The following is a 12,175-nucleotide window of genomic DNA, read 5'->3' as shown; positions in this document are numbered from 1 at the left end:
TTCCTTCAGTGGGGCGAGCCCAACCAAAGATTCTCGTCATTCAATTTTGACAAGTTATATAAAAAATGTAAAAAGAGTCAAATGGCATCGATGATCAACTACAAGCCCGTGGTCGAGCTGCTCAGCCACTACGGCCTTCAAAAGACAACCATGAGTGATCTGGCAGAGGCTGTCGGGGTCACACGGCAGACGCTGTACAATCGCTTCAAGTCGAAAGATCATGTGCGTGACTGGGCATTGCTGGAGTTTATGTCCGAGGTGAATGACACGGCCATCGCCGTGTTGGACAACGCACCACCCGATGCTGCGCTGGATGCTATTCTGGAGGCGTTCGAGCGGTGGGGCGGGGATCATGTATCGATGGTCTGCCGGTCACCTCATGGTGCTGACATATTGGAGGGCGGGTTACAGCTGGTCGCATCCAGAGCAGAAACACCTATCGACCGTTTTGAGAACTGCTTAGAAAAATTCATCGAAGACAGACAGCTCTCGCCTTCTCCTGCAGAGACAACCATGGTCCTCGTGCTGGCTGCCAAAGGGGTCTTTGTTACCTCTGCAAATGCGAAGGATTATTCGGAAAAGATGGAGGCGGTGGTCAAAGCTCTGCTGGGTGCCAGGCAGGCTGCGTAAGAGTGGCTTATTTTACCTTGCAACGCACGCAAAACGTAAAGAACGCAAACGAACGCACAAAGGAACGCAAACTGAACTGGTGGGACTTATGCCCGTCATGGAGCGGACAATAAAAAACCGGCACAGAGCATAACTCCGCACCGGTTCTCATAATGGGGAATGCTAGAGGCTTAGCTCAAGCGCGCCAGAATTGCTTTTGCTGCAGCTTCAGAGGAAGCCGGGTTCTGACCGGAGATCAGATTGCCATCTTCCAGAATGAAAGAACCCCAGTCAGCGCCCTTCTCATAGATTGCGCCTTTTTCCTGCAAGGCATCTTCCACCAACAACGGCACAACGTCAGTCAGCTGCACAGCGTCTTCTTCTGTATTGGAAAAGCCAGTGACCTTCTTGCCGTTAACCAGCGCAGAGCCATCTGCAGCCTTAGCGTTGACCAGTGCGGCAGAGGCATGACAGACAACGCCGACAGGTTTGCCAGCGGAATACAGCTGCTCGATCAGAGAGATAGAGGCTGTGTTATCTACCAGATCCCACAGTGGGCCATGGCCACCGGGGTAAAACACAGCGTCAAATGCATCGGCAGAAACGCTGTCCAGTTTCACGGTGTTGGCCAAAGCTTCGTTTGCAGCAGCATCAGCCTTAAAGCGGTCAGTTGCGGCAGTCTGGAAATCCGGCAGGTCGCTTTTGGGATCCAATGGAGGCTGTCCGCCAGCAGGAGAGGCCAGAGTGATTGTCGCGCCAGCGTCTTTGAAGACGTAGTAAGGGGCCGCGAACTCTTCTAGCCAGAAGCCGGTCTTTTCGCCTGTGTTGCCCAGCTCGTCGTGGGATGTGAGGACCATAAGCACGTTCATTGTGATCTACCTTTCAGCAGGCATAGGGGGAGTAGCCACCAGTGCCGTGGCACTGGTGTTCGTGTTGTTTTTGTTGTTCTCGTTTAGAGATTAGTCGCCGATTTTTACGACGAGTTTGCCGAAGTTCTTGCCTTCGAGGAGGCCCATGAAAGCTTCCGGCGCATTTTCCAAACCGTCTACCATTTGCTCGCGGTACTTCACTTTACCCTCTGCAATCCACTGCTGCATATCCGCTGCGAATTTAGGGTAAAGATTTGGGAAACTGTCAAAGATGATGAAGCCCTGCATGCGGATCTTCTTCACCAGCAAAGTGCCCATCAACAGGCCCATACGATCCGGACCATCCGGCAGGCTTGTTGCGTTGTATTGAGAGATCAATCCACACAGCGGAATACGGGCATTTGCGTTGAGAAGCGGCAAGACCGCATCAAACACAGCACCGCCAACGTTCTCAAAATAAACGTCAATTCCGTCCGGACAGGCGGCTTTCAGGTCCTGCGCGAAGGTTGGAGAGTTGCGGTCAAGACAGACGTCAAAACCAAGGTTATCGACGGCGTGCTTGCACTTTTCCGCACCGCCCGCGATGCCAACAACGCGGCAGCCTTTGATCTTGCCGATCTGGCCAACGGTTGCGCCAACTGGGCCGGAAGCTGCTGCAACAGCAATGGTTTCACCCGGTTTCGGCTCGCCAATTTCCAACAGACCAGCGTAGGCGGTGAAGCCCGGCATGCCCATAATACCCAGTGCCCAGGATGGCATTGCTGGCTCTTTGCCAAGGTTGAAAACCATCTCGCCGTTGGAAATTGAGTAGTCTTGCCAACCACCCAGGCTCACCACCCAGTCGCCTTCGCTGAAGTTCTTCAGGTTGGATTTCACCACGACAGAAACAGTTCCGCCGACCATAGCATCGCCAATTTCAACCGGGTCTGCATAGGATTTGGCATCGCTCATACGACCGCGCATATACGGGTCCAGAGACAGATAAACCGTACGCAGCAGCATCTCGCCTTCACCCGGTGTCGGGATAGCGGCTTCTTCAAGACGGAAGTTTTTGGATGTTGGAGCCCCGACAGGGCGTTCCGCCAGCACAATCTGGCGGTTCACTTCGGTATTCTGCGGCATTTCAGGTTCCTCAATTAATGTCAGTAATGCTTTGTTATTATTAGATTTTATGAATTCAGCTTGGTGTAAACGCGCAGGTCAACATTGCCACAAATCGCGTTGGAGTACGGGCAAAGCGTGTGTGCTGTCTGGATCACGTCATCGGCTTGCTCACGGGTCAAACCAGAGAATTCCAGGTGCAGGTCAATATCCAGTACATATCCACCCTCTGCTTTTTCGATAACGTTGCCTTCTGCACGCACCTCAATGGAGTTCAACGGGTATTCCTTGTGTCCGGAAACCATTTTTAGCGAATGCTCAAAGCAAGAGGCATAACCCACTGCGAAGAGTTCTTCTGGTGTAATGCCAGGGCCTTCAACTCCTGGAGGGGTCACTCGAATTTTAGCAGCTTCGTCGCTCAACGTCGGTTTGGCGGAGCGTCCGTTTTCTGCTGTAGTGTCAGTGTCATAGAAGACTTTCATATCTTCACCTTAGATTTTGGACTGGCGTCTGATGGACTAGGGTTCATACGGGTTGATGGCGTTATGCAGCAGGCAGCATTATTTCTGTGACCTCCAGTGCTTTCTGGAGTGGTTTCTTATCTCGTGTAACTTTTCCGATGAGGCTGGCGCCGAGCCACATCTGGTAGAGCACCTGAGCGGCCATTCTGGCTTCTAACTTGGGTGCCATAGAACCGTCTTTGATGCCGGCTTCTATGATGTCGCCTAAACGTTTCTCTACTCTGGTGGTCATCTGGGCCAACAGCTCTCTCATATCTTCAGAAATGTCTGCTATTTCCGCGCTTAGCTTTACGATCAGACAGTGCTTTGATGCATCCTCGGAGTGCTGATAGTTCTCCCAAAGGTGCCAGTACTGGAACAGCTTTTCACGCATGCTTAGAGCCTCTGTCGCAAGCAGGGCATCCAAGCTTCTCATATATTCATCTAGGTATTGTTGGACGAGTACGCAACCAAAGTGCTCTTTGGACTCGAAGTAATGATAGAATGAGCCTTTCGGAACGCCGGCGGTTTTTAACAGTACGCTCAGGCCCATGCTGGAAAAACCCTGCTCTGCTATCAATTTACGCCCGGTTTCCAAGATGTGTAGTCTTGTGGCTTCGCTTTTCTTCATCTTCATAAGGTGTGTTTTAATTAAAAATAGACCGGTCGTCTAGCCCACTTCGGAATATCCCTTATGACGTCTATTCACAAGGATTTCAATGCGGGTAATTCCCTGAGTGGACCAGCGGGGATTGTTTATGACTGGGGTGAAGGCCGGGGCTGAGTTATGCCCGCAGACCCTCTTCCATGATCGACCATGAATTGTCGAAGCGCTGTTCGAAGTCTGTCGACTCTTCAAGACGGGAAATGATCAAAGTCCCTTCGACGAGAGCGATTATAGCTTCCACCACGTCGTGCTCGTCTTTCTCTTTGATATTACCCTGCTCTATACCTTCCTTGACCAGATCGGAAAGCCGGGCTTTGATCTGCCCGAAGAAACGGCGCAAAACCACCTTGGCCACGTTGTGGCGATAGAACTCAAACCAGATGGCGGTGATCACCCTGTGAGTGCGCAGGAAAATCAGCGCTGTTTTGCAGATGAAGTAAATCTGCTGCAGCTGCGTTTCCTCGTCCTTGTCATGGTCATCCAGCTGAATGCGCAGGGCATCTTCATAGGTGGTGATGTATTCGGCAAGTACCTGATCTTTCGTAGGAAAGACCTGCGTTACATCCTTCACCTTCAGGCCAGCGTTTGCGGCGATATCAGCGTAAGTGGTCTCAAAGTAACCGAACTTCTCAAAGCAGGTTATAGCGGCTTCGAGAATGGAAGATTTGGAAGCAGGTACAAGGAAGTCCTCTGAATACTCGGAGTGGGACCTGTTCGTATCACTCATAATTCGCCTCTTTCCCAAATCGTCGCCTGCTACATACTTAACTCTGCAAGCAGTCTGATTAGAAACACATGATGGGACAACATTTTGCCAAGATGATGGTAAATCGCCATCTATGATTTCTGATAAATATAGATCGCTTGCTGAATTCCGCCGTTCTAATAGGGGCTTACAGGGTTCTCAAGTCGGTCTTTTACATATTACGCAACGCGCTCGAACACGCTTGTCTGGAAATTCTGCTGGTTTTTCTTTGGCGTAATGTGAGTATGCGTTTGGGCATCCGTCAGCGCAAAGACACCCGGCGCAAGCGCCTGAAGTTTCGCGGCAAGTGTGCGCGAAGAGTACCGCTGCACTGGAAGACCGGAACATTTCTCAGGACCATCCTCGGCAAAGCTGGAGATGATTGCAGTGCCACCAACGGGAACAGCCTTAACCAACGCGTTTATATAGGCTTTCTGGTCTTCAATCTCCGTGAGGAAGTGGAAGACAGCCCGGTCATGCCAGACCTGATAGGTCTTCTCTGGTGTCCAGTTGGTGATGTCTGCGTTGATCCACTCTACATCATCCGCAACGCCGCCAAGACGTTCTTTGCCAGCGTCCAGCACGACAGATGAGATATCAAGAACGGCAAGCGGTCCATAACCTGCAGCGTGCAGTATGCTTATCAGTTTGGAAGCGCCACCGCCCACATCAATGAAGGTTTCGCCCAGTTTGAGATGCTGGGTGACGAGCTGATAAGACAGTGTTGGCTGGGTCTCATACCAGGTCAGATACTCTTCTTCGCGAGCATCATAAACCGCATTCCAGTGCGCGACTTTCTCGTTCATCTCAGGCCTCGTTTCTGCAACACGGCTTATATGGGAGTAGCCGGCTAAGAAAGCAATATATAATTTAGATAATTCTAAACTACAATCAATGGATTGTGCGAATGACCCAGCGTCCGGCTCTGGTCTGCTAGGAGTTTAAGCGATTTTGCAGTGTTCGTGCAGTTACGTTTTTACGATGCGGACAAGCCCATGTTGCCTGTTAAAGGCCTGTTCTGGTCTTTGGTTGATCCTAGTCTTTAACAATTGCGCAAAGAACCAAGGATCAGCCAATGCCTGAGAGGAAGAAGCTCGGTAATAATCTGGACAAGGTTGAAGTACGGCCCGTGGAGTTTGAGTGTCACGGTGAAGTCTTGCATGGGGATCTCTACCTCCCGAAAAAAAGACCGCCCAACGGCAAGCTTCCCGGGGTTGTGGTCACCGGAGCCTGGACTTCAGTGAAAGAGCAGATGGCAGGTCTTTACGCCTCTGAGCTTGCCATGCGTGGCTTTGTAGCGCTGGCATTCGATTTTCGTGGCTGGGGTCTTTCTGCGCATGATGGCAAAACCAAGTATCTGGAAGACCCTGCCCGCAAGACGGATGATATCCGCGCGGCTATTGATTTTATGGGACGATGCCCGGATGTGAATCCGGACAGGATCTGCGGATTGGGAATTTGTGCTTCAGCAGGGTACATGAGTGCTGCAACAGGTGGAAACCGGCACGTTCACTCACTGGCACTTGTCGCTCCATGGCTTCATAATTCGGAAATTATCTCAGAGGTTTACGGCGGTGTGGAAGGCGTCAGCAGCTTGATGAAGGTGGGCCGCGATGCGCTGACCCATGAAGAGCCGCGCTACATTGTAGCCGCGAGTAAAGTTGATGACACCGCACTGATGTTTGACGTCGAGTACTACACCGAGGAAGACCGCGGTCTGATCCCGGAGTTTGACAACAAGTTCAATCTGGCCTCGTGGGAAGCGTGGCTGACGTTTGATGGTGTGCACACGGCGGACAAGCAAAATCAACCAACGCTGATTGTGCACAGTGAGGCTGCCGCGATCCCCAAAGGTGCCAAGGAGTTTGCGCGGCGTATGGGTGACCGGGCGACCACGTTGTGGTTTGAGGATGTCAGCCAGTTTGACTTTTATGACAAGACCCAACCCATTGACCGGGCTTTGGAAGCTGTCGCTGAGCACTTCCTTTCCACGCTTTAAGCAGGATCTTTCATGAGCGACCCGTCCGACCTTGAAACAGCAAAAGACACCGCTGCCATAACCACGGTGCTGGAAGGCGTTGTAAACTGCTTTGATCGGGGGGATTATGAGAGCCTTGGCCTGCTTTATAGCGACCACGTGGAGATGGATTACAGCTCGCTGCTTGGTGGCACAGCGCATAAGAAGACACGGGAACAACAGTTGATGGACTGGGCAGAGCTGCTGCCGGGGTTCGACCTGATGCGCCATTCTCTCAATGATTTCAATATCCGCATCGAGGAAGGCATCGCCAACGCCTCGTGCTCGGTTGCGGGGCAGCTGTATGTTGGTGACAAGGTTTGGGAGGTCGAGGGCCTCTATCAGTTCCGCCTGCATAAGCGCAGCAATCACTGGCGTATCTTCAAGCATAGTTTTGTGCTGAAGAGTGAGAATGGCAATGGCGATATATTGGAGACAGCCAAGAGCAGAGCCAAGGCCCATCCACCTGCTTTCCTGAAACGACGCAAGGCGCAAGCTGCTGTCGTTAAGTTCCTTAAAGCCTTGGAAAATAAGGATATGGAAGCGCTTGCCGATGTCTGGTCGGAAAAGGCCGTGCAAGATATGCCCTACTCGCCTGATGGCTTTCCGGATGTGGTGGAAGGCAAGGCGAACCTGATCAAGCACTACAGCGCATGGCCGGAAAATGCTGGAGAAGCGGATTTCACCTCCAACCTGAAATTCTACCCGATGATATCGCCTGAATGGGTCTTTGCGGAGTTTACGGGGGAGGTCGAGATACTGACCACAGGACGGGAATACAACCAGATTTATGGCGGCTTGTTCCACGTGCCTCATGGTAAAATTCAGTATTATCGCGAGTACTTTAACCCAGAACCCTTCCGTTTTGCCTACAACTTGGATGAGGGAAAAGACCCTGATCACTTTCTCAGTGGCGAGCCTTGATGATCATATAAAAATGAATTACTTATTTAATTGCAGATGAATGTTGGTGTGAACTGATCAGAGGTGCCAGATGGCCAGACGTGCGTTGATTACCGGTGGTAACAGGGGCATTGGGTATGCCATCGCAAAAGGACTGAAAAAAGAAGGTCTTGACGTCATTATCGGCTCGCGCAATGCGGAAGCCGGTGCAGAAGCTGCCAAGCAACTTGACTGCGGGCATGTGCATCTGGATGTCGCGGACTTGCGCTCTATCGAGCAGGCCTTTGATGACATTGGGATTATTGATGTTCTGGTGAACAACGCAGGCGTTCTCTATGAAGAACCGATGCTGGAAAACCCTGCACAATTTGAACAAAGCATGCAAGTGATGGTGCATGGTCCGTATCACCTGATCCGACGTGCAGCTCCTGCAATGATTGACAGGCAATACGGGCGCATTGTGAACATGAGCTCCAACTGGGGGTCTTTCACTGAAGGGTTGGCTGGCCCCGGCGCTTATGGCGTGGCGAAAGCAGCGCTCAATGCCCTAACCCTTGCGCTTTCACGCGAACTGCCGTCTTGTGTGAAAATCAACTCCATGTGCCCAGGATGGGTCGCTACCCGAATGGGCGGTGAAACTGCGCCACGAACACCAGAGCAAGGTGCCGAAACCGGAATATGGCTCGCCACACTGCCAGAAGCCGGACCAAATGGCGGTTTCTTCAGCGACCATCACCCGATGGGGTGGTAGAAAACTGCATTTGCTACAGCGTATCTCCGAAAAGTGGAAACCGGTTTTCGGATAAAGATACGCAAAAACAAAGACTAAAGCAGTTCAGGTGTTTCAACTTAAATGCGAACTGCTTTAAAGAGCTACCCTACTCCGCAGGCATAAGCTTCTTCGCCTCTGTCTCTCCTTGCTTGGACATAAGCTCTTCAAAGTATTGGATTGTTTTGACTAGACCCTCGCGCAACTCTGTGGTTGGGCGCCAGCCCAGATAATCCCGGGCGCGGGTGATGTCAGGTTTGCGCTGGAGCGGATCATCCTGAGGTAGAGGCTCCCTGATGATCCGGGACTTGGACCCGGTTAGCTCCAGCACAAGCTCTGCGAGTTGCTTGATGGTGAATTCCTTGGGGTTGCCGATGTTGACCGGCATGGAAATGTGGTCCGGCGCATTCATCAGTTTGATCATCCCGTCCACCAAATCATCCCGGTAACAAAAAGACCGCGTTTGCATGCCATCGCCATACAGAGTGATCGGCTTGTTCGTCAGCGCTTGCATGATGAAGTTGGAAACTACACGCCCATCATTGGGGTGCATGCGCGGGCCATAGGTGTTGAAAATCCGCATGACCCTGATGTTGATGTTGTTTTGTCGGTAGTAGTCGTAAAACAGCGTCTCTGCGCAGCGTTTTCCCTCATCATAACAAGAGCGTACGCCAATGGGGTTGACGTTACCCCAATACTCTTCCGGCTGCGGGTGGACCTGCGGGTCGCCATATATTTCTGAGGTGGAAGCTTGTAGGATCTTGGCCTTAACCCGCTTTGCCAGTCCCAGCATGTTGATGGCACCAAGCACGCTGGTCTTGGTGGTCTGCACAGGGTCAAACTGATAGTGAACGGGGGAAGCCGGACAGGCGAGATTGTAGATTTCATCCACCTCAACAAACAGCGGCTGGCACACATCGTGTCGTAACAGCTCAAACCTTTTGTGATCCAGCAAATGTTCCACATTCATGCGGGTGCCGGTGAAGAAGTTATCGAGGCACAGCACTTCATGCCCTGCCTCCAAAAGAGTCTCACTGAGATAGGAGCCCAGAAAGCCTGAACCTCCTGTCACAAGAATTCTGCGCCGATCATCAAGTGAGAACATGAGGCCAATCCGCAATACCGCCAAAGATTGGAAAAGCCTATCAGGCTACCTTCGAACGTAAATATTGAAAAACCTCTCCCGATAATTGGGTCCTGATAAATTATAGTGTTTTCAATGAGATGAAGCCCTACACGTGTTTGTTGAGCAAAATTCAAATAAATGTGCTGGTTGAAGGCTTGCTCACAGCACCATGGCTGTTAGCATTACCGGTAGATCTCCTCACGCCTCGCGCGACTTCTCTGTTCCCCAAATTTGAGAGGTTCACGCCAACAGCTTGTTGCAGGGCCCTAATGTCTTCCTCCCTTTCAGCTAGTGCGACCAGCGCTGGTATTCTTTCTGCTTTTGTTGGGTTTGCCAGTTCATTTGCCATTGTGTTGCATGGATTGAGCGGGGTTGGCGCAAGTGCAGAACAAGCAACCTCTGGCCTTATGGCACTTGCCATCGCCATGGGGATTTGCGGTATCGGCTTCAGCTTGTGGAAGCGTGTGCCCATTTCTGTCGCCTGGTCCACACCCAGTGCCGCGTTGTTGGCGACCTCCGGTCTTCCAGAGGGCGGATTTGCAGCCGCTGTCGGTGCCTTCGTGTTTGCTGGGGTGCTTGTGGTCATTACAGGGCTTTGGAAGCCCCTGGGCCGCATTGTTGGCCTGATCCCGGTTACTCTGGCCCAGGCTATGCTGGCAGGCGTCATTCTGCCGCTGTGTCTTGTACCCTTTGAAGCGGTGGCCGAAATCCCTGCCCTCGCCTTGCCTGTTGTGTTGGCATGGTTTGTTGCGGGACAGATCAACAAGTTACTGGCCGTTCCAGCTGCCTTGTTGGCCTTTCTTGTCGTGCTTTATTTCCATGCAGATACCTCAAGCCTCAGCTCGCTGAAACTGGTGCAAGCTCCGGTGTTCGTCATGCCGGAGTTCTCACTCTCTGCTTTGATTGGGATTGGAATACCGATCTACATCGTGACGATGGCGTCCCAGAATATTCCGGGTGTCTCGATCCTGCGTTCCTTTGGGTATGAGCCCGTTCCCGGGCCACTTTTCAGCTGGACAGGTGTTGGTTCCGTCCTCAGTGCACCATTTGGCGGGCACGGGATCAGCCTTGCTGCCATCACAGCTGCCATATGTGCCAATGAAGATGCTCACAAAGACCCTGCAAAGCGGTATTGGGCCGCAGTGATTGCGGGAGTTGTTTATATCATCTTCGGCATCTTTTCTGCCGGGTTTGTCGGTGTGGTTGAACTGGCACCGCGCATTTTGATTGGCGGCGTTGCCGGACTGGCGTTGATTGGAACACTTACCGTCTCGGTTCAGGGCATGCTGAAAGACGCGCCAAGTCGTGAGCCCGCCATTTTGACCTTCCTGATCACTGCGTCCGGTCTGTCCTTCTTTGGCATTGGGGCAGCATTCTGGGGGCTTCTGGTTGGCATGGGCCTGAAGTTCTGGATGGACTGGAAGCAGAAGGGCTTGCCGAGTGAACAGGTTACAGACAAAGCCTAGGATTACTCAGGGAACTTATCAAACTTCGTGACGTCTTCCAGATGATCATCCCAGTTTGCCTTGCTGGCCATGAAGATGTGCGCCGTCGGCTGGGTATCGACAGGTGTGTCCAGTGACCCGGCAGGCACAACGAGGAAGTTGTTTTCTCGGTCATGTGTCGGTACTGGAGAACCGCATTCTTCGCAAAAGCTTCTGCGGTGCTGGGTGGACGGCACATTGTAGGACTTTATGGACTCCTCTCCACTGGTACAGGCGAAGTCTGCATCAAAGGAAAAGAGATTGGAGCCGTGAACGGAGCCGGTTCCTTTGCGGCAATAGTTGCAGTGGCAGAAATAGAACTTCTGGAAGGTGGCCTGAATCTGAAATTGAACGGTCCCGCACAGGCAGGAGCCTTTATGAGTTTCGCGCATAATGATGGCCTTGAAGGGCAGATATAATTGGTTGGAGCGGCAATGTGGCAGCGTCGGTCTTCAAATGCAAAACATAAAAAAACGGCGGAGCATTTGCCCCGCCGTCTGTTGTATCCAGGATACAAATTCTTTTAGGCTTTTGCTTCCAACGCACGCCGTTCCGCGATGCGCTTGCGTTCCGCAATAGGATCAGGGATCGGCACCGCATTGATCAGCTCTTTGGTGTAAGGGCTCTGCGGATTGTGGATCACGTCATGGGCTTCGCCGATCTCAGCGATGTCACCAAACTCAAGAACCATGATGCGGTTGCTGATGTGCTTCACCACGCTCAGATCGTGTGCAATGAACAGCAGAGACAGGCCGAGCTCTTTCTGCAGGTCCATCAGCAAGTTCACCACCTGTGCCTGAACAGATACGTCAAGCGCGGAAACAGGCTCGTCGCAGATGATCAGCTTAGGATTGGTGATCAGCGCACGCGCGATACCGATACGCTGACACTGCCCGCCAGAGAACTCGTGCGGATAGCGGTTGATCATCCGTGCGGACAGACCAACTTTCTCCATGAGCTCACGCACTTGCTTCTTCACTTCATCCTTGGATGTGTTCGGATAGTGCGTTTTCAGCGGTTCCGCGATGATCTGGCCAGCAGTCAGGCGCGGGTTGAGTGATGCGAGAGGATCCTGAAAGATCATCTGGATTTCCTTGCGGGTCGCCAGAAGATCTTTCTCGTTCATCTTCATCAGGTCGCGACCCTGCCAGAACACTTCGCCGCCCTGAGATGGGATCATACGAATGATCGCACGGGCAAGAGTGGACTTGCCACAGCCGGATTCACCAACGATGCCGAGGGTTTCCCCTTCTGCCAGATCAAAGGAAACACCTTTAACCGCGCGCAGAATGTCTGGCTGATGCCAAGGCAAAGCATTTTGCTTTTTGATCTTGAATTCCACCCGCATGTCGCGAACGGATAAGATTGGCTCTTTCGTGCTCAAA

Annotated in this window: 14 protein-coding genes; 5 read left to right on the top strand and 9 right to left on the bottom strand. The window is 52.1% G+C overall.

Going from position 1 to position 12,175, the window contains the following annotated elements; all coding sequences use genetic code 11:
• The first annotated feature begins 81 nt into the window (after positions 1 to 81).
• Positions 82 to 630 (top strand): TetR/AcrR family transcriptional regulator, encoded by a 549-nt coding sequence (locus DHN43_RS13415; RefSeq protein WP_208995402.1) that lies wholly within the window; start codon positions 82 to 84, stop codon positions 628 to 630.
• A 170-nt stretch (positions 631 to 800) separates the two neighbouring features.
• Here DHN43_RS13415 and DHN43_RS13410 read toward each other — a convergent pair whose 3' ends face one another.
• From DHN43_RS13410 to DHN43_RS13385, 6 genes are all read right to left on the bottom strand, one after another.
• The gene (locus tag DHN43_RS13410) at positions 801 to 1,478 is read right to left on the bottom strand and encodes a type 1 glutamine amidotransferase domain-containing protein (RefSeq protein ID WP_108818917.1); all 678 of its coding nucleotides are present in this window, start codon (positions 1,476 to 1,478) and stop codon (positions 801 to 803) included.
• Between the two features lie 90 nt (positions 1,479 to 1,568).
• Positions 1,569 to 2,600, bottom strand: coding sequence for an NADP-dependent oxidoreductase (locus DHN43_RS13405; protein ID WP_063293039.1), 1,032 nt, complete (start codon positions 2,598 to 2,600; stop codon positions 1,569 to 1,571).
• A gap of 47 nt (positions 2,601 to 2,647) precedes the next feature.
• Positions 2,648 to 3,061 (bottom strand): Ohr family peroxiredoxin, encoded by a 414-nt coding sequence (locus DHN43_RS13400; RefSeq protein WP_082596691.1) that lies wholly within the window; start codon positions 3,059 to 3,061, stop codon positions 2,648 to 2,650.
• A gap of 61 nt (positions 3,062 to 3,122) precedes the next feature.
• Positions 3,123 to 3,716, bottom strand: coding sequence for a TetR/AcrR family transcriptional regulator (locus DHN43_RS13395; RefSeq protein ID WP_057462421.1), 594 nt, complete (start codon positions 3,714 to 3,716; stop codon positions 3,123 to 3,125).
• A gap of 148 nt (positions 3,717 to 3,864) precedes the next feature.
• The gene (locus DHN43_RS13390; protein WP_057462420.1) at positions 3,865 to 4,473 is read right to left on the bottom strand and encodes a TetR/AcrR family transcriptional regulator; all 609 of its coding nucleotides are present in this window, start codon (positions 4,471 to 4,473) and stop codon (positions 3,865 to 3,867) included.
• Positions 4,474 to 4,670: 197 nt separating this feature from the next.
• Positions 4,671 to 5,297 carry a class I SAM-dependent methyltransferase gene (locus DHN43_RS13385; protein ID WP_108818916.1) on the bottom strand — a complete coding sequence of 209 codons (627 nt, stop codon included), beginning with the start codon at positions 5,295 to 5,297 and terminating at the stop codon, positions 4,671 to 4,673.
• 269 nt (positions 5,298 to 5,566) lie between these two features.
• Here DHN43_RS13385 and DHN43_RS13380 point away from each other — a divergent pair, with 269 nt between their 5' ends.
• The 3 genes from DHN43_RS13380 to DHN43_RS13370 all read left to right on the top strand — a co-directional run bounded on the left by DHN43_RS13380 (position 5,567) and on the right by DHN43_RS13370 (position 8,162).
• On the top strand, positions 5,567 to 6,490 hold the full coding sequence (locus DHN43_RS13380; RefSeq protein ID WP_108818915.1) for an alpha/beta hydrolase: 924 nt from the start codon (positions 5,567 to 5,569) through the stop codon (positions 6,488 to 6,490).
• Between the two features lie 12 nt (positions 6,491 to 6,502).
• Positions 6,503 to 7,432 carry a nuclear transport factor 2 family protein gene (locus DHN43_RS13375; RefSeq protein ID WP_108818914.1) on the top strand — a complete coding sequence of 310 codons (930 nt, stop codon included), beginning with the start codon at positions 6,503 to 6,505 and terminating at the stop codon, positions 7,430 to 7,432.
• Positions 7,433 to 7,502: 70 nt separating this feature from the next.
• The gene (locus DHN43_RS13370) at positions 7,503 to 8,162 is read left to right on the top strand and encodes an SDR family NAD(P)-dependent oxidoreductase (RefSeq protein WP_057462417.1); all 660 of its coding nucleotides are present in this window, start codon (positions 7,503 to 7,505) and stop codon (positions 8,160 to 8,162) included.
• A 127-nt stretch (positions 8,163 to 8,289) separates the two neighbouring features.
• Here DHN43_RS13370 and DHN43_RS13365 read toward each other — a convergent pair whose 3' ends face one another.
• Positions 8,290 to 9,285 carry a UDP-glucuronic acid decarboxylase family protein gene (locus DHN43_RS13365; protein WP_108818913.1) on the bottom strand — a complete coding sequence of 332 codons (996 nt, stop codon included), beginning with the start codon at positions 9,283 to 9,285 and terminating at the stop codon, positions 8,290 to 8,292.
• A 290-nt stretch (positions 9,286 to 9,575) separates the two neighbouring features.
• Here DHN43_RS13365 and DHN43_RS13360 point away from each other — a divergent pair, with 290 nt between their 5' ends.
• Positions 9,576 to 10,772: a benzoate/H(+) symporter BenE family transporter gene (locus DHN43_RS13360; RefSeq protein WP_108818912.1), complete on the top strand. Its 1,197-nt coding sequence runs from the start codon at positions 9,576 to 9,578 to the stop codon at positions 10,770 to 10,772.
• Between the two features lie 2 nt (positions 10,773 to 10,774).
• On the opposite strand, the gene DHN43_RS13355 is transcribed toward DHN43_RS13360, so the two are convergent.
• On the bottom strand, positions 10,775 to 11,182 hold the full coding sequence (locus tag DHN43_RS13355) for a GFA family protein (protein ID WP_108818911.1): 408 nt from the start codon (positions 11,180 to 11,182) through the stop codon (positions 10,775 to 10,777).
• A 131-nt stretch (positions 11,183 to 11,313) separates the two neighbouring features.
• Positions 11,314 to 12,174: an ATP-binding cassette domain-containing protein gene (locus tag DHN43_RS13350; RefSeq protein ID WP_057463858.1), complete on the bottom strand. Its 861-nt coding sequence runs from the start codon at positions 12,172 to 12,174 to the stop codon at positions 11,314 to 11,316.
• Position 12,175: the final 1 nt, after the last annotated feature.

Origin of the sequence: Pseudovibrio sp. Alg231-02 (genome assembly GCF_900143565.1) — a bacterium.
Classification (GTDB): Bacteria; Pseudomonadota; Alphaproteobacteria; order Rhizobiales; family Stappiaceae; genus Pseudovibrio.
This window is presented reverse-complemented; position numbering and strand designations above follow the sequence as displayed.